Source organism: Pseudomonas sp. S60 (assembly GCF_016647865.1).
GTDB classification, from domain to species: Bacteria; Pseudomonadota; Gammaproteobacteria; order Pseudomonadales; family Pseudomonadaceae; genus Aquipseudomonas; species Aquipseudomonas parafulva.
In genome coordinates, this window is record NZ_JACVVH010000015.1 from 77,048 (window position 1) to 100,893 (window position 23,846).

Sequence of the window (23,846 nt, forward strand, 5' to 3'; positions counted from 1 at the left end):
TTTTTTGCTCGCCGTACTCATGTTTCAGTAAATCGCGTAGACCTTGCGTACGGTCTCGAGCACATCCCATCGGCCGGTCCACCCCGGCGGCAGGATGATCAGGTCGCCGCCGTTCACTTCCACGACTTCGTCAGTGCTGCTGTCGGTGAGCAAAGCTTTGCCGGAAATGATGTAGGTAAACTCGGTGTCAGGTCGCTCAATGACTGGCCAGCCACCGGGTTGGCATTCCCACACACCGAGATTACCGACTGCTTCCGGAGCAAGGGTCTGGATGGCGATCTGTGGGTCGCCCTTGTCAGCCCCAGCACGCTGGCCGGCTGGTTTAAGTGGCAGGGCCTCGATGTCGGCGTGCTTGATGATGGTGAACGAAGGCATAGGGTTTTCTCCTTATCAATGGGCGCCGGTGAGCTTTTCCAGCAGCATCACGGTACGGGAAGGTTTGTGGGTGAAGCGCTCTTCGAGATCACTCAGCGACGCCGCTGCGAGGCCGCTGTTGATGCCGAACCAGCGCAACGGTTCGCGCTCCCAGGATGGCGAGCGGTGGTTGACCAGGGGCAACGTGTTGATTTCCTCGTCGCGCCCCAGAATGAAGTTCCGCAAGAGGCGGCCGGCCAGGTTGCTGGTGGCCACGCCGTCACCGACATAGTTGCCCGCCCATGCAATACGCTTTGTGCGATCCACGCTCACCGTCGGGCACCAGTCGCGAGCCACCCCAAGTGCACCGCCCCAGCGATGGGTGATGCGCACATCAGCCAGCGCCGGAAAGAAGTCCAACAGCGACTGGTAGATCTTGCGATGTGTGTTGTCGACCAAGTCGTCCTCGGCGCACATGCGCGAGCCCCAGTGGTAGGGAGCGCCGCGCCCACCGAACACCAGGCGCCCTTCGGCGGTAACCTGGCCGTAAACGCGCAGGTGACGCATATCATTGAACGCCATGCGGTGATTGAGATTAAGTTTGCAAAGCAGGTCGTCGGGTAGCGGTTCGGTCGCCAGTACCAGGGAGTACAGCGGAATGACGAAACGTGAATGGCCAGGTTGCTGCGCCGTAAATGCCTCGGTCGCGCGTACGGTCATTTCCGCCCGCACCGAACCCTGGGCAGTATGCACGACACCTGGGCTCATGTGGGTCACGGCTGATTGCTCGTAGATCTTGGCACCCAGGCCTTCGACCAACGTTGCCAGGCCACGGACTAGCTTGCCAGGGTGTACCAAGGCGCAGTGCTCGGTATAAAGGCCGCCCAGCGATCCCTGAGCGCCCATGCGTGTCTGTGCCTCGGCCGCCTCGAGCACACGCCACTGATCCGGCAGGCCAAAGCGTGCCGAAGACTCGACTGCAGTCCGGGCTCGTGCCATCTGTGGTTTGCTACGCGCCAGCGACAAGAAGCCTTGCTTGGCGTAGTCAGCGTCCAGCCCCTCCAAGGCCAGTACCCGGCCAATCTCATCGACTGTTTCGTTCATTGCAGCCTGCAATTGCAGAGCAGCACTGTGCGAGTACAGCTGCTCTACCCTGTGCAGCGAGATAGGAAAGATAGCGGACGCCCACCCACCGTTGCGCCCCGAGGCACCAAAACCGACTTCGTTTTTCTCAAGCAGAACTACGCGCAGCGAAGGGTCACTCTTGAGCAGGTAGTAGGCTGTCCAAAGCCCTGTGTAACCCGCCCCGACAATGACGACATCGGCTTGGATCGCACCTTCCAGTTGCTCACGCGGCGGACTCGGCGCAAACCATAGCGGTTTGTTTGGCAACTGGGACAATTCGTATTTCGCTGACATGCTGTTGGCTTCCCATCAAGGGCCCGGGGTCCGGGGGTGTACTGATACGGCGGTGTTGACTATGCACTCGTCACTGGCTGGCCTTTGACGGCCCGCTGACGCTTGCGAGAGAGGCGCAGTGCCAGATACGAAGCAGCAATAGCGAAAATGGCTATCACGCACTGCAGCAGGCTCATTTGCATGGAGGGGTCGAATGCCATGCTGACCAGGACGGCGATGATCGAAGCGGTGACCAGCAGCGGCAGCCATGGATGAGCCCACATGGCGAACTTCAGGCTGCCCTCTTCTACCCACTTGCGGCGTAGCTTGAGCTGCGACAGGCAGATCATCAGGTAGACAAACAAGAACACCGTGCCCGAGGAATTGATCAGGAACTGGAACACCGTATCCGGCCACAGCGCTGCAATGACCACGCAGCCATAGCCCACCAAGGTGGAGGCAAGCACGCCACGAACCGGCACGCCTTTTTTGTTAACGCCAGCTATCCAGCGAGGCGCCTCGTCATTGTAGGCCAGGACAAACAGCAAGCGCGAAGAGGTGTAGAGGCCGGCGTTGAGTACCGACAGCACGGCAACCAGGATGACCGCGGTGAGCATCTCGCCAGCGCCAGGAATGCCAATGTGCTCCAGCGTGGTCACGAAGGGAGATTTGCCTGGCGTCAGGCTGGTCCATGGCTGGGCGACAACGATGAAAAAAGTAGCCAGTACAAAGAACACCAGGATGCGTACCATGACGGTGTTCACTGCCTTGCGGATGTTGCGAGTCGGGTCTTCCGATTCTGCCGCAGCGAGTGTTGCAACTTCGACACCTGTCATCGAGAAGATCACCACGACGACACCCGTGAACAGTGCACCAATGCCATGAGGCAAGAAGCCGCCATGCTGGGTCAGGTTGTCAAACGTGGCAGTGGAGTTCGGCCACAGATGGAACACGTATGCACCTGCCACGAGCAGGAACACAACGATGGCGGCCACTTTGACCCCGGCGAACCAGTATTCGGCCTCGCCAAAAGAATGCACCGACATCATGTTCAGCAAGGTCATGCTGATCATCAGTCCCAAAGCAATGACCCAGACCGGAATATCCGGGAACCAGCCATTGATGATCTGGCCGCCAACCACGGCCTCGAAGCCAACCACAATCACCCAGAAATACCAGTACAGCCAACCGGTCATGTACCCAGCCGGCCGGCCAAACGCCATTCGGGCGTAGTCAACAAAAGAACCCTTGGTGGGATGTGCCGCGGCCATCTCACCGAGCATACGCATGACCAGGGCGACGATGATGCCGGTGATGGCATAGGTGAGAAACGCACCCGGACCGGTTGAGGCGATGACAGCGCTGGAACCGACGAACAGACCTGCACCAATAACGCCGCCAAGGGCAAGCATGCTGATGTGGCGTGTTTTCAGTGATCGTTTTAGGCGCGGGTCATGCGCTGACTGAATGGGCATGGGGTGTCTCCTTTTATTATTGTTCAACGCTTGAACAGGAGACTAAAACGCCTTCGGGGTACTGGATATCGTTAAATATTCAGTGGTGCGGGGGTGCAGTTGTACAAGTGTATGAACCCTCATTGGGCTACTTGCCAGGACGCTGGTTAACAGCGATGCACCAACGCAGACATGCTAACGTCGAAGCGCCCTACTCCACCAAACCATTGCGGGTGTGATATCAGCGAACAGCGCGGCACAGGGCCAGTGCTCATCGCCAGCTTACACGGACCCTCCATTGCGCAAACGATCCCACTGCTGCACCAGAAATACACCCGCACTGCCAAGCCAGGCGAGCCAGGTGAGTGCCACTTGCCAGTGTGTGAATATGGCTTGCGGCTGCCCCATAAAAAACAAGGTCGCTACCAGCGACAGCAGCAAGGCGATGATCGCCAGCGGCACCCGCGCCAGCCCCGTCAGCCAGCCAGGCACTCCCCACCGACCCAATGCAGTGAGCCCGCCCAACAGCAGTGATATCACCGACAACAGCATTGGAATAATAAAAAGCGCCACCGCCGGCTCGACCTCACCGCCATCTTCACCAGGCATGTAGTAGCTTGCGTACCAGATCTCTCCACATAGGTGCAGCGCGATGAAAATCACGACGATTGGGGCAAACGGAAAGATCAGCATGCTGATGACGGGGGTGCGGGTGTTCATGTGCTCTTCCTTGGGCTCAGCTAAAAGGTGTGCGGGTCAGGCCTGACACTACAGTTATCCGAATTCGGGCGCCTGTTTCCACAATGCCCGCGAAAGCGCCTATCTTAGTGCAAGCTGCCACCCCAGGTTAACTACGTCCGAACTTCGAAGGAGACCTGCAATGCAAACCACAGGCAATACCATCCTCATCACTGGTGGCGGCAGCGGTATCGGCCGTGCGCTCGCCGAAGCCTTTCTGGCGCTGGGCAATGAAATCATCATCGCCGGGCGCCGCGAGGGGGTGCTTAAGCAAGTAGCCGAGGCTAACCCTGGCCTGCACTACGTGGTATTGGACACCAGCGACCCGGAAGCCACGCAAAGGGTCGCCAGACAATTGATCAACGATTACCCACGACTCAACGCAGTGATCCATTGCGCCGGCATCATGCGTGGCGAACCCCTGCGTAACGGCGCCACAGAGCTCGAGGCTACGGTCGCCACCAACCTGGTGGGGCCGATCCGCCTCGATGGGTTGCTGTTGCCGCATTTCTTGACCCTACCCCATGCTGCCATCGTGACAGTGTCGTCGGGCCTCGCCTTCATGCCACTGGCACTCACCCCCAGCTATTGCGCGACAAAGGCAGCAGTGCACTCCTACAGCCAGTCGCTGCGCTATCAGCTCAAGGACACGGCGGTGAAAGTTCACGAGTTGGTGCCGCCCTACGTACAGACCGAGCTGATGGGCGAGCGCCAGGCCAACGACCCGCATGCCATGCCACTGAAGGATTTCACCGACGAAGTCATGGGCATTTTCCAGCGTTCGCCTGATGCCGAGGAGATTCTGGTCGAGCGCGTGAAGCCGCTGCGGTTTGCGGAGGTCAACGGCGGGTATGCCGAGTTCTTCAAGCAGTTCAATGACCGGATGGTCGCTGCGCGGGTCGGCGAATAACGGCTGCACGTTGTCAGGTAGCCCCTATACCCTTGGGTATATTTACCCCACGGCCCCTCGCCTCTAGTTTTGGTACTACAACCACAACAGGCGAGGCACCTATCCATGGACCGTTTGAAAGGCAAAGTAGCACTCATCACCGGCGGCGCGGGCGGTTGCGGCCTGGCTGTATCTGAACGCTTCGCCGCAGAGGGTGCCAAGGTCGTGATCCTGGACTTGCCAACCAGCCAGGGGGAGTCGGTCGCAGCGCGAATCAATGCCCAGGGCGGCCAGGCGCTGTTTGTTGCCGCCGACGTATCCCAGGCCGACCAGGTACATCGCGCGGTAGCCCAAGGGCACGCGCACTTTGGCCCGATCACCGTGCTGCTGAACCACGCGGGCATCATTGCAGCCGGGCCCTTTCTGGAAACCAGTGAAGCTGACTGGGACAGGCTGATGAGTATCAACGTCAAGAGCATGTTCCTGGTCACCAAGGCTGTGTTGCCCGGGATGCTCGCCGCCGGCGGTGGCAGCGTGATCTGCACGTCGTCTATCTCGGCGGTGGTTGGCACGCCGATGGAGGTGCTGTATTGCACGACCAAAGGTGCCTGCCACATGTTCGCCCGCGCGCTGGCAGTGGAGTACCGCGATCAGAACATCCGCAGCAACGCCATTTGCCCAGGCTTCATCGGCACCGCCCATGGCCGCCGCGAACTGGACCTGCTGCGCGGCTACGGTGTCGACGCGTCCGATGAAGCGATCAGGAGCATGCAGGGCCGTCTGTGTGAGCCCAGCGAAGTGGCAAATGCTGCGCTGTTCCTGGCCAGCGATGAATCCAGCTTCGTCAGCGGCTCGCACCTGTTCGTCGACAATGCCTACACCGCGATGTAATCCCTAGGCGCCAGAACAAGAATAACGTGCAGCACCCTTCAATTCTGCCCCAAGCCAATTCCAACAAGAGAGAGGCAGCAGATGGAAAACATAGGCATTTACGTCATCTACGTGATCATGGTGTGTGCAGCGATTGGCGCAATAGCATCGATCGTGAATGCGGAATCAGAGTTGGGCAAGGAGTTCACCGCCGGTTTGCACAGTATCGGCCCCATTTTCATTCCCGTCGCCGGGATCATGGCCGCCATCCCCTTTATTTCCAGCTTCATCAGCCAGGTCATCGGCCCGGTGTTTCTCGCGATGGGTGCAGACGCCGGTATCGCGGGGCCGATCTTCATAGCATCGGACCTGGGGGGCTATCAACTGGCACAAGCGCTTTCGCACAGCCCTGAGGGCTGGATCCTCGGCCTGATTACCGGTTTCCAGTGCGGCTCCACGGTGATCTTCGTGATTCCGGTGGGGCTGGCCATGCTCGACAAGGCCGACCACAAGTACATGGCATTGGGCATCATGGCCGGTTTGCTCAGCATACCCATCAGTATTGTGTTCATCGCCATGGGCATGCAAGCCATGGGACTGGGCGTACGCCCGGATATCGCCACCACCGGGGTCGCCACCCAGGCTCTGCATTTCACACTATTGAGCGTGTTGCGCAACCTTTTACCGTTGATCGTGTTCTGCGGGGTGCTGGCCGCAGCACTGCGCTACTTGCCGAACCTGATGATCAGCCTGTTCCTGAAGCTTGGGCAGTTGATGTATGCGGCGGTTACGCTGGTGCTGGTGGCCTCGATCGTGGAATACTTCACGGGTGTGTTTACCTCGGTATTCGGTAGCTGGGGGTTTGCGCCAATCATTGCCGACAAGGCCGACCAGTTCCGGGCGCTTGAGATTGCCGGCTATGTAGGCATCATGCTCTGCGGTGCTTTCCCGATGGTGTACCTGATAAAACGCTACCTGTCGCGGCCAATCGAGATGTTGGCATCCAGGCTCGGCTTGTCTGCCGTTGGGGCTGCCGGGATGCTGGCCGCTTCGGCCAACATCCTGGCGATGTTCCGCCTGGTCGCCGACATGCCGCCGAAAGACAAAGTACTGGTAATTGCGTTTGCCGTGTGCGCGGCATTCACCTTCGGCGATCATCTGGCCTACTCGGCCAACTTCCAGCCCACCCTCATCGGGCCGCTGATCGTGGGTAAACTCGCCGGCGGCATTCTGGGTATGGTATTGGCCTACTGGCTTGCAGTACCCAAAGCCGTGGAGCTTGGACGCCAGGCGTTACAGGCCGAAGCCATGCCGGCCAGCCCAGTATTGCGCTGACAGGCCGGGTCATCGTTCAATGCCGCTTGGGCTTGCAGAGCCAAGCGGCGTTTGCGCTTCTCCAAATCATCAGGCCACAGAAATGAACAGCGACAACGCCAGCCAGTTGGCCGCAGTCATACGCAGCATCGGTACCGATGCATTGGGCCCCGCGCTCGACGCAGCGCTTGGCAGCGTGATCGGTTTCGACATGAGCTGCGCCTACCTGTTTGGGTTCAATCAGCCGGCAGTGCTGGTACACGATGGCTACAATCACCGCGTTGCCGAGCGCACGCTGAAGGCCTACTTGCGTGGGGGTTATCTGCTGGACCCGTTCTACGTGGCCTGCACCAACAATCACCCATCCGGCCTCTGGCGCATGAGCGAGCTGGCGCCCGACAGCTTCTATGCCTCCGGCTTTTCCATCTCTCAGGACATTCACCCATGTGTGTCCTCGCACCACGGCAGCCTCATCGAGGAAGTGGGTTTCATCGTGCCGATACGGCCCCGCATGGCACTGGTCTACTCGCTGATGCGGGGGCTGGACACAGGGCCTTTCGATAACCGTGAAGCACAGTGGCTGTCGACACTAACGCCGGTTATCGATGCCCTCTTCAACCAGCACCTGCGCCTGGCCCATGCCGACGAGCTGGTCGACCAGGAGGCGTCAGACAGCCAGTTGGAAGACGCGTTTGTCGACATTCTGCAGGGCCAACTGACCGAGACGCAGCGACAGGTGGCCAAGCTGATTCTTCAGGGACACAGCAGCCAGTCCATTGCGCGTGAACTTCGGATCTCAGAAGGTACGGTCAAGGTTCACCGGCACAACATCTGGCAGCGCCTGGGTATCACCGGTAACGCCGAGTTGTTTCGTTTGTTCATCGGTTATCTCACGAAGAACAGCTGATTGAGAGCCGATACCGTCAGCAGCGCTGCGTCGCCCCCTTACACCTTGGCCAGTTCGCCGATCTTCTCCAACCGTGCCCGCACGATGTTACGGCTTATGCTCAGCAGCCGCCCTGTCTGTAACTGGTTGCCATGGCAATAGCGATACGCTGCCCTGAATACGGTTTCTTCGATATGTTCATACAAGTCAGGCACGTTTTGCTCGAACAGTGCCAGCAGCGCACTTTCCAGGCTGGGCGGCGCCGAGCCTGCGTTTGTAACAGATACCGAAACGGACTGCGCCGTCACCTGCGGGCGCATGTCGACCAGGTGTAGGTCGGCGGGGGCGACCACCTGGAAGCGGCATACCAGCAGTGCGTGATGGATAGCATTCTCCAGCTCGCGGATGTTGCCGGGCCAACTGTGTTCGAGCAACTTGCGTTCGGTATCCTGGCTGAGCGATGCGCGCTCGTAACCCAGGCGTCGGCAGTGTTCCTCGATAAAGAACTCCGCCAGGGGAAGGATATCACCCGGTCGCTCGCGCAGCGGCGGCAGACGTATGGTCGCCACATGCAGTCGGTAGAACAAGTCTTCCCGGAAATGCCCCGCTACCACCGCGTCAGCCAGGTTGACATTAGTGGCTGCCACCAATCGCACATTGATAGGGATTGGGGTGCGGGAGCCCAGACGCACGACTTCACGCTCCTGGAGTACCCGCAGCAGCTTGACCTGCATGTTCAGTGGCAGATCACCAATTTCGTCGAGGAACAATGTGCCGCCATTGGCTGCCTCGAACCACCCTGCCTTGTTTCCGGTTGCACCCGTGAACGCACCTTTCTCATGCCCAAACAGTTCACTTTCCACCAGTGTTTCGGCAAATGCACCGCAGTTTACTGCCACAAACGGCTCGCGCCCGCGCCGGCTAAGTTGATGAATATGGCGCGCGACCAGCTCTTTGCCGGTACCTGTTTCACCAATGATCAGCGTGTTGGCTTCGCTGGGTGCCAGGCGCTCGATGCGGCTGAGCAGCTCCTGAGACCGTGGATCCTTGAACACGAGCACAGTGGCACGCACCGATTTGGTCAGTTCACGGGCATTGGGGTGAGTAATTAGCGACATGGGGCATTCCTGGCAGTTGGCGCGCAGGCCCATAGTGCATGAAACAAATTAGATCAAAAAATTATTAATTAATATTTACATATATGGATTAGAAATATACGTCTTTCCGGACGATTACTGCTTCTCCAGCAGCAGCCTACCAACACTTCCCTGCACGCCCGCCAGCAACTCAAGCAACTCGCCGCTGCGCCAGGGGGAGCGCTCAGGCCCCGTTCTACGCGGCCTGCACCGTTATTATTCTAGCTGGCATGTATTTCGCTCCAGGGCCGTCATACCCATCTGGAGTCGACCATGAACAATCCCTGGCGCAACGCCCTCCCCCTGCTGCTTGGCCTGATCATCAGCCTGGGTGCCGCAGCGGCACAGCCTCCGGTGGCCGTGCGCATTGCCATTGTTGCATTCACCCAAGGGGGAGCACCGGTGTTCGGTGGTATCGCCGGCCGCGTGATCGAAGAGGGCTGGCTGGAAGAGCAACTGACGGCTCGCGGCGTGAAACTGCAGTGGACCGCGCTGCCCCATGCGGGCGCGGGGCCGCAGATCAACGAAGGTTTCAGTAACGACAGCCTGGACTTTGCCGTACGTGGCGATCTGCCCTCAGTGATCGCCGGTGCCGGCCAGGTACCGGGCAAGCTGGTGGTGCCGGGTGGCAGCGGCAACAACATCTACCTGGTGGTGCCGAGCGACTCGACGGTGCGCAGCATCCAAGACCTCAAGGGCAGGCGCCTGGCCTTGCACCGCGGCCGCCCATGGGAGTTTGCCTTCAGCAACTTCCTGCAAAGCCAGGGCCTGGCACTCAGTGACTTCAAGATTGCCAACCTCAACCCGCAAGTGGGCGCCGCTGCAGTGTCCGCCGGCAAGGTCGACGCCGCCGTGCTGCTCAACGAAGCCTATGCCCTGGAAGACAAAGGCGTGGCGCGCATCCTCTGGTCGACCAAGCAAGGCGCCAACGACTGGCGGCTGGTTTCTGACCTGTGGGGCACTGACCGCTTCGTGCAGCAGCACGCCGACCTGACACAACTGGTGGCCACGGCTTGGGTGCGCGCTGCCTGGTGGATTTCCCAAGAGCAGAACCGCGATGGCTACTACGCGCTGTCCTCCCGCGCCGGTGTCAGCGAAAGCGTGCTGCGCCGTGACGACCAGGACGACCCGGTCGCGTGGAAAGCGCGCTGGGCGCCGAAAACCGATGCCCAGCTCAAGGCCCACTACGACGCCCTGGGCCAGTACGCCCTGGCAAACCGGCTGATCCGCACGCCCTACGACATTACCCCCGACCTCGCCACGGGCTTTACCCGCCAGGCGCTGATCGACCTGCAACTGACCCACTACTGGCCGTCCCTCGACGCCCAGATCAGCCAACAACCTTGAGAGCCTTACCCATGAAACTGCCTGCTTCGCTCGTCTTCGGCCTCAGCGCCCTGGCCCTTTCCATCGGTGCCATGGCCGCCGAAACCTACGCGCCCAAACCCGACCCGCAACAGGGCGATGGCCGTGTCTCGGCCTTCTACACCTGGAGCAAGGCCATCCCCGCCACGCCCGGGAAACTGCTACGCAGCGAACCACTGGACCAGGCGCTCAGCCTGCCCAATGCGGCCAGCGCGCAACGCATTCTGTACACCTCCCTGGATGGCATCGACGGCAAGACCCCCGTCGTGGTGTCCGGCGCACTGTTCATTCCTAAAGGCAAGGCCCCGGCAGGCGGCTGGCCGGTCGCCAGCTGGGGCCATGGCACCGTCGGCGTGGCGGACATCTGCGCGCCGTCCTGGGCTGGCCGCAGCTACCGCGACGTGCAATACCTCAACCGCTGGCTCGAAGAGGGCTACGCCATTGTCGCAACCGACTACCAGGGCCTCGGTGTGCCGGGCGGCCACCCGCTGCTGAACAACCGCATGGCCGCCTACGGCATACTCGATGCCGCCAAGGCCGTGGTCGCCGGCGTACCGGGGCTGGCCGACAAGGTGCTGATCATTGGCCAGTCGCAAGGCGGCGCCGGGGCCTTTGCCGCCGGGGCCTATGCGGCGACCTATGCGCCCAAGCTGGGCGTCAAGGGCAGCATCGGCACGGGGGTGATCTACACCGTGGGCGCGAAGAATGTCGGCGAACAGGACCAAGACAAGGTCGACCCGGCCCTGGCCTATGGCTTCTACACCCTGCTGGCTGCGCAGCAGTACGACCCGAGCATCGACCCGCGCGACTTCTACACCGACAAGGCCCTGCCGCTGTTCGAACAGGCGCGCACCAGCTGCCTGTCGGCACTGGTCAGCGACGTGGTTGGCACGGGCCTTACCCCGGCCAACGCCAAGAAAGACTACCAGGGCGACCAGCTCAAGCCATGGCTGGCGCAGGTGTCGTACCCGACCCTGAAACTGGCCCAGCCGATCTTCATCGGCACCGGCGCCGAGGACAAGACTCCCGCCGCCGCCACCCAGGTGGCGCTGATGCAGGACGCCTGCAAGGCCGGCTCGGTGGTGCAGGGCCACCTGTACAAGGGCCTGGGCCACAGCGAAACGGTGAATGCCTCGCTGAAGGACTCGATCCCCTTCGCCCGCCAGGTCATCAGCGGCCAGCCGGTCACCCCCAATTGCAGCCCAAGCGTCCAGTAAGGAGGCCAGCCCATGAGCATCGAATTCTTCACCCGCCTGCCCCTGCATGGCGAAACCCAGTTCCTTCCCGGCGACCCGCGCAACCGCGGCGACTGGCATGCGGGCGGGCCCAGCACCGGTGCGGTGTCGGGGTTTGCCGTGGGTGATCACTTCACCTACATCGACTACCTCGGTCAAATCGCCCGCGCCGCTGAAATCAACGGCTTCGGCGGCGCATTGATGGTCAACGCCCCCACCGGCGAAGAGCCGTGGACGGTGTGCTCGCTGCTGGCCCGGGAAACCCGCACCCTGAAATTCGTCACCGCGTTCCAGCCCTATCACTACACCCCGTGGGTGGCCGTGCAGCAGGCCGCAACCTACCAGCGCGCCACCGGCAACCGCCTGGTGTGGAACATCATTAACGGCGGCTCGGATGCCATCCAGCGCCAAGTCGGCGACTTCGAAGACCATGACCAACGCTACGCCCGCGCCACCGAGTTCATGGACGTGGTACGCGGCTATTGGCACAAGGAGCAGTTCCACTACGAAGGCACCTACTACCGCGCCGAAGGCGGCGGCCTGCGCGGCCCACTGAAAAAGGCCGAGCTGCCACTGATCTGCACCGCCGGTTCGTCGGTGGCAGCGCGCGAGTTCGCCGCCAAGCACGCGGACTTCTACCTGATGCGTGCAGAGCACCCGGACGAGATCGCCGCACTGATCGCTGACATCCGCGCCCGAGCGCTGAAGTGGGGCCGCACCGACATCCGCTTTGGCCTGTCCATCGACGTGATCGCCCGCGATACCGAACAAGCCGCACTGGCCGAGGCCAAGCGCTTCTTCGACGAAGGTGTGGCCAAGGGCACGGCCAAGGCCCGCGCCGCCCACGCCGGCCTGCGCACGGCGCGCAAGCTGAGCTACGAGCACGGCTACAGCGACCAGGGCGAGCAACAGGCGTTCGACGACTTCTTCATCCACCCCAATGTGTGGACCGGTTTCGGCTACATCGGCGTCCCACCTGGCTGTGCGCTGGTGGGCAGCTACGCCAACGTGGTGGCACGCATCCGCGAGTACCACGGCATCGGTGTCGACCTGTTCTTCCTCGCCGGTTACCCGCACCTGGAAGAAGCCTATCGCATCGGCGAGCACATCCTGCCGCACTTCCGTGCGCAGCGCGCAGCCCTTGCCCGCCCGGCAGCCGAACCCGTGCAACTGCACGCCAGCAACGGAGCCTGACGCCATGGCCAGGGACGGTTACCCATTGAGTCGGCGCGGCTTTCTTGGCTACGCCGGTGTGCTGGCTGGCGGGCTGCTGGCCGGCTGCGGCCCCGCCGACAGCCCGACCCATGCCGCCACCGACCAGCCTCGCCATGGCGGGCGCCTGCGCCTGGGCATCATCGACGGCAACCAGAGCGGCAACCTCGACGCCCACAAGCCCATCGGCAGCGGCATCGTGCGTGGCTTTGCCCTGTACAGCAAGCTGTGGGAATGGGACGAGCAGATGCAGCCGCGCCTGGCCCTGGCCGAGTTCGCCGAGCCCAACGCCGATGCCAGCGGCTGGACCTTGCGGCTGAAACCGGGGCTGGAATTTCACCACGGCAAGACCATCGACACCGACGACCTGATCTTCTCCATCCGCCGCCTCACCGACCCACAGCTGGCCTCGCCCTACGCGGCGCTGCTGCACTGGGTGGACCGCGACAACCTGGTCAAGCTGGACGACCGCACCGTGCGCCTGGCCTTTCGCGAGGACCGCAGCTACCTGCCGCTGCCGGAAACCTGGGTCAACTTCGGCGGCATCGTGCCGGTGGACTACCACCCGGTCACCAACCCGGTCGGTGCCGGGCCGTACAAACTGAAAAGTTTCACCCCGGGCCAGCGCTCGCTGTTCACCCGCTTCGACAACTACTACAAACCTGGCAAGCCCTATGCCGATGAGCTGGAGATCATCGATTTCAAGGACCAGACCGGCCGCCTGGCGGCGTTGCGTGCCGGCCAGATCGACATGGCCAACGTCATGTCCACCGAACACCTGCAGGTGCTGCAGGCCGACCCACGGTTGCGGCTGCTGAAGTCGGTGAGTGGCAACTGGTTGTCGTTCGACATGAACACTGCCAAGGCGCCATTCAACGACCCCCGGGTCAGGGAGGCATTCCGCCTGCTGGCCGACCGCGAGGAACTGGTGCGCCGTGCGCTGAATGGCCAGGGCCGAGTGGCCAACGACCTGTATGCACCGTTCGACCCCACCTTCGACCACAGCATCGGCCCGCGCCCCCACGACCCACAGCGCGCAGCGCAGTTGCTGCGCGAAGCAGGCCATGAGCAGTTGCAGGTGGAACTGGTGACCACACCCGGGCCGGGGTTGGCTTCAGCCCTGGTGCTGGCCGAACAGGCCCGGCGCATCGGCGTGACCGTAAACGTCCGCCAGATCGACCTAGCCACCTTCCAGGGGCCGCAGCGCGACGACTGGACCTTGAGTACCGGGGGCAGCATCGGCGCACCGTTCCTGGCCAGCGGTATTCACACCGATGCACCGTTTGCCGTGGCCAATAAAACCCACTTCCACGACCCCGAATTCAGCGAGGCCTTCCTCGCCGCCATGGCCCAGCCAGACCTGGAAAAACGCAAGGCGCTAGTGCATCGGGCACAGCGTATCCAGTACGAGCGCGGCGGCATGCTGATCTGGGGCTATGCCGACCTGCTCGACAGTGTCAGCACCCGCGTGGGTGGCGCGCAGGCGGAGCAGTCACTATTCAGTACCTGGCGGTTCGAGAGCCTGTGGCTGAAAACCTGACCTCCAGCGCCATACACCCTCCCCCTGTGGGAGCGGGTTTACCCGCGAAGAATCCAACGCGGTGTAGGGCAGCGGCTGCGCCGGTGTTCGCGGGTGAACCCGCGCCCACGGAGACCGTGTAGTACATCCCCGCAACCCATAACCGCAGGCGCGGCTGCGCCCTCGTTTCTCCCACATTCCTACTCTTGAACGAGGCCCAGCCAATGCCCCGCGTGACCTTGCTGCACCCCAAATTCCAGCCCAGCGCCCTGGCGCTGGCCATTCTGGCCGGCAGCCTGCCGCCGGCCCACGCCGAAGATACCCAGCTGCAAACCGTCACCGTGCAGGCCGAGCAGGCCGATGACGACGCCCTGCCCACCCGTCCGCCAGCCTCGATCTACGGCGGCCTGGAAGCCAAGGTGCTGGACACCCCACGCTCGGTCAGCCAGATCAATGCCGAGCAACTGGCCAACGACCCGATCCGCAGTTCCGACGACCTGGTCAAGTACGCCCCCGGCATCACCCGCGGCGGCGGCCAGAACGCCGGCATCGCCCCACAGATGCGCGGGCAGAACACCGAGGTGTTCCAGGACGGTCAACGCGCCTACGGGGTGCGCCACCCGGCCAACTTCAATGCCTACGAAGGCGCCGACATCGTCGCCGGGCCATCGTCGGTGACCTACGGTTCGGTCAGCGGCAGTGGCGGCTACGTCAACTACCTGAGCAAGAAGCCCGACTTCAACCGTTTCCGCACCAAGCTCAGCGGCGAAATCGGCAGCTGGATCCCCGATGGCGAATCACGCGATGCCACCAAGTTCAGCATCGACAACACCGGCCCGCTGACGGACAACCTGGCTTACCGGGTGAGCATCACCCGCCAGCGCCAGGAGGACTTCTACGACAACGTCGAGAACAACTTCGACGCTTTCTACGGTGCCCTCGCCTGGCGCAACGACAACCTGCGGGTGGACTGGAACGCCGCCTACGACGACTACTACGACTACAACATCACCCACGGCTGGAACCGCGCCACCCAGGACCTGGTCGACCACGGCAAGTACTCCGCCGGCCGCGCCACACCCATCATCCAGAACGGCAATACCCTGTGGTCGCCAGTGCTGTCCTCGGGCGCTGCCGATGCGCAGGTGCTCGGCTGGGTGCAGCGCCAGCGCAATGCCCAGGGCCAGTACCAGGCGGTCAACGGCAGCTTCCAGGGCGCGTCGCCCAATACCCAGGCCAACCCAGGCAGCCTGCGTGGCTGGGTCTACGACCCGTCGCTCGCCGGCAACGGCCTGACCTCCTTATCTTCACAAACCGGCCAGCGCGCGCAGGACGAGAACCGCTTGCGGCGCTTTACCACGCAGTTGCGGGTCGAAGGGGACCTGACCCCGTCGATCACCCTGGCCAACAGCACCTTCTACCAGCACTCCACCGACACCACCGATGCCGTCGGGGCATTCCAGGTGCAGGGCAAGGACGACATCTTCGACAACCGCTTCGAGTTCCGCGCCCGTGGCCAATTTCAGCTGGGCGACCTGACCTTGATCGACGACAGCAACACCGGGCTGATCTACCGCCGCGAGCGCAACGAGTCGATCGCCGCCAACAACCACTTCGGCAGCACCATCAAGGCCTATGACCTGACCCTCGACCCCACCCTGAAAATCCAGGCGACTTGCTCGGCCTGGGCGGCCGCAACCCCGCCGGTGGCAACGCTGCCTGGATCGGCCAACCCGGCGTGCCGCAATTTTCCAACTACTACGGCTGGCTCAACCTGCCCGCCATGTACCCGGCCGGGCATGGCCTGTATGCCGAATCGGTGGCGCCCTACACCGCCGACAGCACGTGGACCACCAAGACCCTGTTCAGCCAGCACAACCTGCGCCTGGGGGAACGCGTGGGCCTGAACGTAGGTGCCAGCCGCAGCTGGATCGACGCGCGTATCGAAAACCCCTTTGTGCTGCCCGGCGGCAACCCGCGCAAGGACTCGGACAACTACCGGCTGTTCTCGGTGCAGGTCAGCCCCTATTTCAAACCCACTGAAAACAGCACACTGTACTACACCTTCGACCGCTCGCTGGCGGTGAATACCGGCTTCTTCACCAACGGCCTGGGTTGGGGCAGCGGCACGGGGGCCAACCAGCTCAACCCGCTGGCCTTCGAGAGCTTGAGCGTGTTGCATGAGGTGGGTTTGAAAGTGGAGGCTGTGCCCGACCAGCTGTTCCTCACCCTGGCCGCCTACAAGCAAGCCCGCGACCAGTCGCCAGACAGCAACAACAATATCGCCCGGCTGATCGTCAAAGGCTGGGAAGCCACCCTGCGCTACCAGGACCAGAACTTGCGCAGCGGCCTCAACCTCAGCCGAATCAGCGCCTACAACGAGTTCACCAGCCAGGCCGGGTTCGCCTCGGCCGGGTTCATCCCCGACAACGGCACCGTGTTCGGCGACAACAACAGCCTCAACCAGCGCCCGTCCGGCAAGTTCGATGCCGTGCAGATCCCCGAATACAACGCCGGCGGATATGTCGACTACCGCTTCGACTCAGGGTTTGGCGTCGAGCTTTCCGGCTGGTGGACCAGCAGCTGGTACCTGAACCTGAGCAAGACGGTGAAAGTGCCGGACGAATACAACCTCGACCTTGCCGTGTACTACCGCCAGCCGCAGTGGGGCGTGACGGTGCGCATGCTCAACGTCACCGACGAGCTGAATTTCGTCAGTGGCCTGGCCGGTTCCACCAATACCTTCCTGCAACCGATGCCGGGCCGCACGTTGCTGGCCCAGGTCGATTACCAGTTCTGATCACCCTAAACCTGAAAGGCTTGCACCATGTCCATTGAATTTGTCGGCATGATCTTCCCCCGCCAGTGGTCCGAGACCCGTGGCGTACGCACACCCGACTTCGACCTGCCATTCATTCGGCACCACGCCCGCGCCCATGAGCATGCCGGGTTCGACCGGGTGCTGATCGCCAGCGGCCCGGGCAGCGCCGACAGCCTGCAGATTGCCGCCTATGCTGCCGCTCACACCGAACGCCTTGGTTTCATGATTGCCCACCGCCCGGCCCTGACCGCGCCGACGGTGGCTGCACGGGCATTCGCCACCCTCGACCACACCACCGGCGGCGGGCGCATCCGCCTGCATGCTATCACCGGTATCACCGCCGAGCCGCAAGAAGGTGACACCCTGCTGGACAAGACCGAGCGCTACCGGCGTACCGACGAATACCTGGAGATTGTCCGTCGCACCTGGACCGCCGAAGAGCCGTTCGACTTCGAAGGCCGCTACTTCAACATCAAGGGTGCCTTTTCACCGGTGAAGCCGCTGCAACAGCCGCATATCCCGATTTCCTTCGGAGGTTCGTCCGACATCGCCTACCAGATTGCCGTCAAGCATGCGGACCTGTACGCCCTGTGGGGAGAGCCGCTGAGCGGTGTGGCCGAGCAGATCGGCAAACTCAAGGCTGCCGCGAACGCCGCAGGCGTGGCTACGCCGAGGGTCAGTTTGTCGGTGCGGCTGATTTTGGGTGCCACCGAGGAACAGGCCTGGCAGCGGGCCGAACAGATCCTCGCGCAGATAAAGGCCAACCCGCAGTTTGCGGCGGACAGCCCTTGGCAGAAGCGCATCAAGGGCACCGGCTCCGAACGCCTGCTGGCTGCCGCCGCCCGCGCCGACCGGCATGACCGCGCGTTGTGGATGCCGACGGCGACTGCGGTGGGCGCCTATGGCGATACCACCGCGTTGGTGGGCACGCCGGAGACCGTGGCCCAGGCGTTGCTCGATTATGTCGACCTGGGCGTGACCACTTTTCTCAACCGGGGTTATGACCCGCTGTATGACACGGTGGATTACGGGCGCTGGGTGATTCCGGCGGTGCGCGAGGAAGTACGGCGGCGGCAGGCCCGGTTTGTGGGGTGAAGGGGTCGGGCATCTGGGCGTCAGGTGCATGCCTTGGGTTGTGCAGCGCCTGTGAGATCGAGCGCCGCCCGCGCGGCGCATCGCGAGCTGGCGCTCGCTCCTACGTTTGTTTCGGGCCAATTATTCCTGTGGGATTTGTGCGCGAACGCTTTGGGGATCCGCTCGATATCGCGTCGTTCAAATCGGGCGGTCGCGCGCGCCTGTTACAGGCGTTACTGGCCCGAAACAGACGTAGGAGCGAGCGCAGTTCGCGATGCGCCGCGCGGGCGGCGCTCGATGTCACAGGCGCCAGACAACCCAAGGCATACACCTAGAGCCCAACACGCAACCTGGGCGAATGCTCCACCAGCGTCCGGGTATACGCATCAACCGGCCGCCCAAGCACCTGCTCGGCAGCCCCCTGTTCCACCACCCGCCCCTGGCGCAACACCAGCACCCGGTCGGCAATCGCCCGAACCACCCCAAGGTCATGAGTAACGAACAACAAGGTCAGCCCCTCCCCCTGCAATCGCTGCAACAACGCCAGAATCGACGCCTGCACCGACACATCCAGCGCCGAAGTGATCTCGTCACACACCAGCAACTTCGGCTCGCAGATCAACGCCCGGGCAATCGCCACGCGCTGGCGCTCGCCACCGGACAAACTATGCGGGTACAAGTCGGCCACACGCGCCGGCAGCGACACCCGCTCCAGCACAGCCTCGACCCGCTGACGCGCTTCAGCACCGCGTACCCCGAAAAAGTGCGCCAACGGCGCGCTGAGGGTTTGCCCGATCGTCTGCCGTGGGTTCAAGGCCCTATAGGGGTTCTGGAACACGTACTGGATTTGGTGACGCAGGCGCGCATCGCGTTCACGCGCGGCAAACGCCAAAGGCTCGCCGGCGTAGCTCATTTGCCCCTGAACGTTTTCGCCCAGCCCGGCAATGGCCCTGGCCAGACTGGTCTTGCCCGAACCTGACTCGCCCACCAGCGCCAGGCACTCCCCTTGGCACACCCGCAGGGAAACGTCGAACAACACCTGCCGATCGTAGGCGACATCCAGCCCGCGGACGTCCAGCAACACCGCTTCGCCCGGCGCCGCAACAGCCTCAGCAGCCACCTCACCAAGGGGCAGCGGCTCCCGGTGCGGCACCAGGCAGGCCACCCGATGCCCGCCTTCATCGGCCAGCAAAGACGGCTCGATCACTGAACACTCTGCACGGCGCCTGCCGCAGCGCGGCGCAAACGCACAGCCGCCCGGGCGCTGCCCCGGTGCCGGGGCATGCCCGGCAATCGCCTGCAACGGCTGGCGTCGGGCGATGTCGGGAATGGCCGCGAGCAAGGCGCGGGTGTAAGGATGCAGCGGTGCGCGGAACAACGCCTCGCGCCCGGCCACTTCCACCAGGCGCCCGGCGTACATCACCATCACCCGGTCGACCAGGTCACGCACCACCGCCAGGTCATGGGTGACGTACAGCGCCGCCACACCTTGGTCACGGCACAGGCGCTTGACGGTCTGCAGCACGTGGGCCTGGGTGGTCACGTCCAGTGCCGTGGTGGGCTCGTCGAGTACGATCAGCTTTGGCCGCAAGACAAACGCCAGCGCCAGCATCACCCGCTGCTGCTGCCCGCCAGACAGTTGATGCGGGAACCGCCGCAGAAAGGCGTCATCATCAGGCAGCCCCACATCCAGCAGGGTTTGGCCGATGCGCTGGCGCAGCGCTTCACGCGGCAATGCAGGCTGGTGCGCCAACAGGGTCTCACGCAGCAAGGCCCCCAGGCGCAGCGCAGGGTTCAGCGCCGTGGCCGGGTCCTGGGCCACATAGCCGACCAGCCCGCCACGGGCCAGGCGCAAGGCCTCGCCTTCGAGTTCGAGCAGCGATTGCCCGGCCACCACCACGTGCCCGCCAACAATACGTGCACCCTGCCGGGCATGACGCAGCAACGCCGTGGCCAAGGTGGTCTTGCCCGAGCCGGACTCGCCTACCAGGCCAACAATTTCGCCTGCTGCAAGGCTGAACGACACCTCGGCCAGCACATCGACCTGCCCGGCCAGCTCCACCCGCAGGTCGCTGACCTGCAACACTTCGCTCGCCACATTCAACAGCGCGCTCATGGCTGCTTCTCCCCGATCCGTGCACTGGCCCGGCCAATCCCTTCGGCCAGGATGTTGGTGCCGTAAGCAAACACGCCGATCAGCAATGCAGGCGCCAGTACGGCCCAGGGCTGCACCAGCAGGCCGGCCTGGTTTTCGTTGATCATCAGGCCCCAATCCGCCGCCGGCGGTGCCACCCCGTAGCCCAGAAAGCTCAGGCCGGACAGCATCCCCACCGCCCAGGTCAGCATGTTGCCGAAGTGCACCAGCAGGGGCGTGAGGATGTTCGGCAGGATTTCCTGAAACAGGATGCGCCAACGCGGGTACCCCATCATCTGCGCCGCCTCGACGTACTCCTGCCCGGCCACCGCCACGGCACTGCCGCGGGCCAGACGAATAACCCCCGGGGTAAAGGCAATGGCCACGGTCAGCACGATCAGCCAAGGCGCCCGGCCGAGCATGGACACGATCAGCAGCACCAGGATCAGGTCCGGGAACGCCAGCGACACGTCGGCCGCCCAGCTGATCGCCTGGTCCAGGCGCCTGCGCGAGAACCCGGCCAACAGGCCCAGGCTGCCGCCAACCAGCAATGCGAGGGTGGCGGCTGCCACCGACATCCACAGCACCGACAGGCCGCCGCTGAGCAACCGCGAGAGCAGGTCGTGGCCCAGAAAATCGTGCCCCAGCGGCGCCCCGGCAGCCGGGGGGCCGTACACCGGCCCGACCATCGCCGTGGGCGCATGGGGTGCCAGCCAGGGGCCGAAAGCGGCCAGCAGCGCCACCAGCAAGGTGATCACGGCGCCACGCCGCACCTGTGGGTCGGCCAGCCAACGGGTTTCACTCATGGGTCGCCTCCTGGGCAGGGGTGCTGCGCGCGCGTCGCCACCAAGGGCGAATGCCGCGCCGGATACGGCGGATCATCCGCACCCGGCGCGCGGTGCGCAGCTTGGGGGTGAGCAATACGGTCAGCAGGTCGGCCAGCAGGTTGATCAGCACCACCGCCAGGGTGATGACCAGCACCACGCCCTGGATCATCGGCAGGTCGCGCATCTGGATCGCGGCGTTCAACGCCGTGCCGATACCCGGGTAGCTGAAGACCACCTCGGCCAGCAGGGCACCGCCGACCAGCGTGCGCAGGGTCAGTGCCACGCCCTGGATCGCCGGGGTCAGGGCATTGGGCAACGTGTGCCGCCAGACGATGCGCCGCTCAGGGATGCCCCGCAGACGCGCGGCGGTCACATACTCGGACTCCAGCGCCTCGATCATCGAGGCCCGCACCATGCGCGTGAGGTACGGCAGCGCTGTCAGGCTCAGGGCCAGCACCGGCAGCACCAGCGACGGCCACTGCTGCCACAGCGGTAACTGTGGGTCGAGGATCGACACCGCCGGCAGCCAGCCCATGCCCGGCATGGAAAACAACAGCACCAGGCCAATGGCCAGCAGAAACCCCGGCGTGGCCTTGAGCAGAATCAGCGCCGACAGGCCCCAGCGGTCCAGCCGGCTGTCACGCCGCAGGGCCAGGCTCACCCCCAGCAGCAGGGCCAACGGCACTACCAGTGCCAACACCCCGGCCAGCAGGGCCAGGGTGTGGCCCAGGCGGCCGAACAGCAGCTGCGCCACCGGTACCTGTGAGTCCAGCGAAATGCCCAAGTCCCCGCGCAATGCTGCGCCCAGCCAGCGCAGGTACTGCACCAAAATCGGCTGGTCGAGGCCCAGTTGCCGTTGCAGGGTAAGGATGCTTTCCAGCGGCGCATCCGGGCCGAGGATCACCCGCGCCGGGTCCGAAGGCAGCGCCTGGGTGGCGATGAACACCACCAGGCTTATCACCCACGCGGTCAGCAGCCCGTAGCCTAGGCGGCCGATGAACCAGGCCAGCCAGGCCGGCGTGCGGGGTGTGTGTCGAGGATCAGGCATTGGGGTTCAACCAGAGTTCGTCAAAGCGCCAGGAGGCGAAGGTGGTCTGTTCCGGGGCAAGCCCGCCAACCTTGGCCGACGCAGCATCGAGCACGTCGGAAAAGCCCCAGATCAGCAACCCACCACGTTCGTGCTGGATGGTTTGGGCTTCATGGACCAAGGCCGTGCGCCGTGCCAGGTCGGGTTGGGCCAATGCCTGCTGGAACAGTTCGGTAAAGCGCGGGTCGTGGAAGTTGCTGCGGTTGTAGATGGCCTGCGGTGCATCGTTGTGCAGCGCCGAGGCAAGAAAGCCACGCGCCGGGGTCGAACCCGGCGACAGCTGCCATTGCTCGCGTTGCGGGCCGTTGAAGACTGAGCCGTCCACCTGATTGACCTTCACCTGCACGCCGGCCTTCAGCGCCTGCTGGGCAAACACCAGCGCAGCGTTGACGCCGGGACCCGGCGTGGTGGTCAGTTCGACGCGCAAATCGTCCTGCCCCGCCTGGCGCAGCAGCGAACGGGCCTGGTCCAGGTCGTAGGGGCGCTGGGCAATGGCGTGGTTGTAGGTGGGGTCGTGGGGCGAATACAAGTCGTTGGCCACCCGGCCAAAGCCATTGAGCCCACGGGCCACCAGTTCCTGGCGGTCGGCCAGCAGGCGGAACGCCTGGCGCACCCGTACGTCCTGGAACGGCGCCTTGGCCAGGTTCAGGTTGAAGCCGGTGAACGAGGTGCTCGGCGAGGCATACAGGCGCAGCCGTGGGTCGGCCTTGAGCAGCGCACTGTGCTCGGCCTGCACACCACTGGCCACGTCGATCTGCCCGGCGCGCAGCGCTGCGGCCCGCGACACCTGGTCCTTGAATTCGATGATTTCCAGCTCGTCCGCATAGGGGCGGTTAGGCTTGTAGTAGTTTTCAAAACGGGTGTAGAGCGAGCGCTGGCCAGGTATGAAGCTTTTCAGCCGGTACGGCCCCGCGCCCACCGGGTTGGTCACCGGGTGGTAGTCGGTGGGCACGATGCCGCCGAAGCTGATCAGCGTTTCATCCAGCGGGTAGAAGCTTTGCCCCTGCTTGAAACGTATTTCAATGGTGCGCTCGTCCAGCTTGCGCAGGGCCTGCCGATCGATAGCGCCGACCAGCCCGGCGAAGGGCGAGGCTAGCTGCGGGTCGGTCAGGCGCAGGATGGAAAACAGCATGTCGTCGACGGTGATGCTTTTGCCGTGGTGAAACTCCAGCCCAGGCTTCAAGCGGATGGTCCAGGCGCTGGCGTCGGCATTCGGCTCGGCGAACTCGGCGAGTGCCAGGCGGGTGCTGACGTCGGCGTTCCATTCCCAGAACTTGGCGTACAGCGCCCAGCCACGGATGATGCCGCCGCCCACCGGCTTGTGCGCATCAAGGTTGCCGGCCTGGTCACCATCGATAATGCCCACCCGCAAGCGCCCACCGCGCACCGGCGAACCCGGCAGCGTTGCACTGGCAGTTGCCGGCGCGCCGCTGTCGCAGCCGCTGAGCAGCCCGCTGCCCAGCAGCAGGCTGCCGCCAACGGCCAGGCTGTTGCCGAGAAACACCCGGCGCGAAAACAGCTCGCTCATCCCCC

18 protein-coding genes and 1 pseudogene are annotated in these 23,846 nt (G+C 63.5%); 10 read left to right on the forward strand and 9 right to left on the reverse strand.

Translation table 11 applies throughout. The features are described 5' to 3' along the window. Nucleotides 1-24 precede the first annotated feature (24 nt). The 4 genes from IAE33_RS09830 to IAE33_RS09845 all read right to left on the reverse strand — a co-directional run bounded on the left by IAE33_RS09830 (nt 25) and on the right by IAE33_RS09845 (nt 3,926). A complete protein-coding gene (locus IAE33_RS09830; RefSeq protein WP_201163356.1) occupies nt 25-375 on the reverse strand; it encodes a cupin domain-containing protein in 351 nt (116 codons plus the stop codon). Between the two features lie 15 nt (nt 376-390). Continuing rightward, nucleotides 391-1,773, reverse strand: a complete 1,383-nt coding sequence (locus tag IAE33_RS09835; protein WP_201163357.1) for an NAD(P)/FAD-dependent oxidoreductase — start codon at nt 1,771-1,773, stop codon at nt 391-393. A gap of 59 nt (nt 1,774-1,832) precedes the next feature. Next, nucleotides 1,833-3,227: an amino acid permease gene (locus IAE33_RS09840; protein WP_201163358.1), complete on the reverse strand. Its 1,395-nt coding sequence runs from the start codon at nt 3,225-3,227 to the stop codon at nt 1,833-1,835. Between the two features lie 261 nt (nt 3,228-3,488). After that, nucleotides 3,489-3,926, reverse strand: a complete 438-nt coding sequence (locus tag IAE33_RS09845) for a hypothetical protein (protein ID WP_201163359.1) — start codon at nt 3,924-3,926, stop codon at nt 3,489-3,491. Nucleotides 3,927-4,086: 160 nt separating this feature from the next. Here IAE33_RS09845 and IAE33_RS09850 point away from each other — a divergent pair, with 160 nt between their 5' ends. The 4 genes from IAE33_RS09850 (at nt 4,087) to IAE33_RS09865 (ending at nt 7,924) form a co-directional block, all read left to right on the forward strand. Next, complete coding sequence (locus IAE33_RS09850) at nt 4,087-4,854, forward strand: SDR family oxidoreductase (RefSeq protein ID WP_201163360.1); 768 nt, start codon at nt 4,087-4,089, stop codon at nt 4,852-4,854. A gap of 105 nt (nt 4,855-4,959) precedes the next feature. Then, nucleotides 4,960-5,724, forward strand: a complete 765-nt coding sequence (locus IAE33_RS09855; RefSeq protein WP_201163361.1) for an SDR family NAD(P)-dependent oxidoreductase — start codon at nt 4,960-4,962, stop codon at nt 5,722-5,724. A gap of 81 nt (nt 5,725-5,805) precedes the next feature. Further along, a complete protein-coding gene (gene eutH / locus IAE33_RS09860; protein WP_201163362.1) occupies nt 5,806-7,038 on the forward strand; it encodes an ethanolamine utilization protein EutH in 1,233 nt (410 codons plus the stop codon). An 82-nt stretch (nt 7,039-7,120) separates the two neighbouring features. Further along, nucleotides 7,121-7,924, forward strand: coding sequence for a LuxR C-terminal-related transcriptional regulator (locus IAE33_RS09865; RefSeq protein WP_201163363.1), 804 nt, complete (start codon nt 7,121-7,123; stop codon nt 7,922-7,924). Nucleotides 7,925-7,962: 38 nt separating this feature from the next. On the opposite strand, the gene IAE33_RS09870 is transcribed toward IAE33_RS09865, so the two are convergent. Beyond that, nucleotides 7,963-9,021, reverse strand: a complete 1,059-nt coding sequence (locus IAE33_RS09870) for a sigma-54 interaction domain-containing protein (RefSeq protein WP_201163364.1) — start codon at nt 9,019-9,021, stop codon at nt 7,963-7,965. Between the two features lie 291 nt (nt 9,022-9,312). Between IAE33_RS09870 and IAE33_RS09875 the strand changes: the two genes are divergently transcribed. The 6 genes and pseudogenes from IAE33_RS09875 (at nt 9,313) to IAE33_RS09900 (ending at nt 18,286) form a co-directional block, all read left to right on the forward strand. Beyond that, nucleotides 9,313-10,386, forward strand: coding sequence for an ABC transporter substrate-binding protein (locus IAE33_RS09875; protein WP_201163365.1), 1,074 nt, complete (start codon nt 9,313-9,315; stop codon nt 10,384-10,386). Nucleotides 10,387-10,397: 11 nt separating this feature from the next. After that, a complete protein-coding gene (locus IAE33_RS09880; protein ID WP_201163366.1) occupies nt 10,398-11,621 on the forward strand; it encodes a lipase family protein in 1,224 nt (407 codons plus the stop codon). Between the two features lie 12 nt (nt 11,622-11,633). Beyond that, a complete protein-coding gene (locus IAE33_RS09885) occupies nt 11,634-12,833 on the forward strand; it encodes an LLM class flavin-dependent oxidoreductase (RefSeq protein WP_201163367.1) in 1,200 nt (399 codons plus the stop codon). Between the two features lie 4 nt (nt 12,834-12,837). Continuing rightward, entirely contained in the window at nt 12,838-14,391 is a 1,554-nt protein-coding gene (locus tag IAE33_RS09890) for an ABC transporter substrate-binding protein (protein ID WP_201163368.1), read from the forward strand. Nucleotides 14,392-14,594: 203 nt separating this feature from the next. Further along, nucleotides 14,595-17,170 (forward strand): annotated as a pseudogene (locus IAE33_RS09895) (TonB-dependent receptor). 27 nt (nt 17,171-17,197) lie between these two features. Continuing rightward, the gene (locus IAE33_RS09900; RefSeq protein WP_201163369.1) at nt 17,198-18,286 is read left to right on the forward strand and encodes an LLM class flavin-dependent oxidoreductase; all 1,089 of its coding nucleotides are present in this window, start codon (nt 17,198-17,200) and stop codon (nt 18,284-18,286) included. A gap of 310 nt (nt 18,287-18,596) precedes the next feature. Here the strand turns inward: IAE33_RS09900 and IAE33_RS09905 are convergent, their stop codons facing one another. Genes IAE33_RS09905 through IAE33_RS09920 form a run of 4 tightly spaced genes read right to left on the reverse strand, consistent with a single transcriptional unit; the run spans nt 18,597 to nt 23,841 of the window. Beyond that, nucleotides 18,597-20,381, reverse strand: coding sequence for a dipeptide ABC transporter ATP-binding protein (locus IAE33_RS09905; protein ID WP_201163370.1), 1,785 nt, complete (start codon nt 20,379-20,381; stop codon nt 18,597-18,599). Then, nucleotides 20,378-21,205 carry an ABC transporter permease gene (locus IAE33_RS09910; protein WP_201163371.1) on the reverse strand — a complete coding sequence of 276 codons (828 nt, stop codon included), beginning with the start codon at nt 21,203-21,205 and terminating at the stop codon, nt 20,378-20,380. Before IAE33_RS09910 ends, IAE33_RS09905 begins: the two co-directional genes overlap by 4 nt. Continuing rightward, the gene (locus IAE33_RS09915; protein WP_201163372.1) at nt 21,198-22,274 is read right to left on the reverse strand and encodes an ABC transporter permease; all 1,077 of its coding nucleotides are present in this window, start codon (nt 22,272-22,274) and stop codon (nt 21,198-21,200) included. The genes IAE33_RS09910 and IAE33_RS09915 overlap by 8 nt, the downstream gene beginning before the upstream one ends. Then, a complete protein-coding gene (locus IAE33_RS09920; protein WP_201163373.1) occupies nt 22,267-23,841 on the reverse strand; it encodes an ABC transporter substrate-binding protein in 1,575 nt (524 codons plus the stop codon). Before IAE33_RS09920 ends, IAE33_RS09915 begins: the two co-directional genes overlap by 8 nt. Between the last annotated feature and the right edge of the window lie 5 nt (nt 23,842-23,846).

Bases quoted from the DNA above. Each gene is read 5' to 3' on its own strand.
- IAE33_RS09830 (WP_201163356.1), bottom strand. From the start codon at position 375: ATGCCTTCGTTCACCATCATCAAGCACGCCGACATCGAGGCCCTGCCA.
- IAE33_RS09835 (WP_201163357.1), bottom strand. From the start codon at position 1,773: ATGTCAGCGAAATACGAATTGTCCCAGTTGCCAAACAAACCGCTATGG.
- IAE33_RS09840 (WP_201163358.1), bottom strand. From the start codon at position 3,227: ATGCCCATTCAGTCAGCGCATGACCCGCGCCTAAAACGATCACTGAAA.
- IAE33_RS09845 (WP_201163359.1), bottom strand. From the start codon at position 3,926: ATGAACACCCGCACCCCCGTCATCAGCATGCTGATCTTTCCGTTTGCC.
- IAE33_RS09850 (WP_201163360.1), top strand. From the start codon at position 4,087: ATGCAAACCACAGGCAATACCATCCTCATCACTGGTGGCGGCAGCGGT.
- IAE33_RS09855 (WP_201163361.1), top strand. From the start codon at position 4,960: ATGGACCGTTTGAAAGGCAAAGTAGCACTCATCACCGGCGGCGCGGGC.
- eutH (WP_201163362.1), top strand. From the start codon at position 5,806: ATGGAAAACATAGGCATTTACGTCATCTACGTGATCATGGTGTGTGCA.
- IAE33_RS09865 (WP_201163363.1), top strand. From the start codon at position 7,121: ATGAACAGCGACAACGCCAGCCAGTTGGCCGCAGTCATACGCAGCATC.
- IAE33_RS09870 (WP_201163364.1), bottom strand. From the start codon at position 9,021: ATGTCGCTAATTACTCACCCCAATGCCCGTGAACTGACCAAATCGGTG.
- IAE33_RS09875 (WP_201163365.1), top strand. From the start codon at position 9,313: ATGAACAATCCCTGGCGCAACGCCCTCCCCCTGCTGCTTGGCCTGATC.
- IAE33_RS09880 (WP_201163366.1), top strand. From the start codon at position 10,398: ATGAAACTGCCTGCTTCGCTCGTCTTCGGCCTCAGCGCCCTGGCCCTT.
- IAE33_RS09885 (WP_201163367.1), top strand. From the start codon at position 11,634: ATGAGCATCGAATTCTTCACCCGCCTGCCCCTGCATGGCGAAACCCAG.
- IAE33_RS09890 (WP_201163368.1), top strand. From the start codon at position 12,838: ATGGCCAGGGACGGTTACCCATTGAGTCGGCGCGGCTTTCTTGGCTAC.
- IAE33_RS09900 (WP_201163369.1), top strand. From the start codon at position 17,198: ATGTCCATTGAATTTGTCGGCATGATCTTCCCCCGCCAGTGGTCCGAG.
- IAE33_RS09905 (WP_201163370.1), bottom strand. From the start codon at position 20,381: ATGAGCGCGCTGTTGAATGTGGCGAGCGAAGTGTTGCAGGTCAGCGAC.
- IAE33_RS09910 (WP_201163371.1), bottom strand. From the start codon at position 21,205: ATGAGTGAAACCCGTTGGCTGGCCGACCCACAGGTGCGGCGTGGCGCC.
- IAE33_RS09915 (WP_201163372.1), bottom strand. From the start codon at position 22,274: ATGCCTGATCCTCGACACACACCCCGCACGCCGGCCTGGCTGGCCTGG.
- IAE33_RS09920 (WP_201163373.1), bottom strand. From the start codon at position 23,841: ATGAGCGAGCTGTTTTCGCGCCGGGTGTTTCTCGGCAACAGCCTGGCC.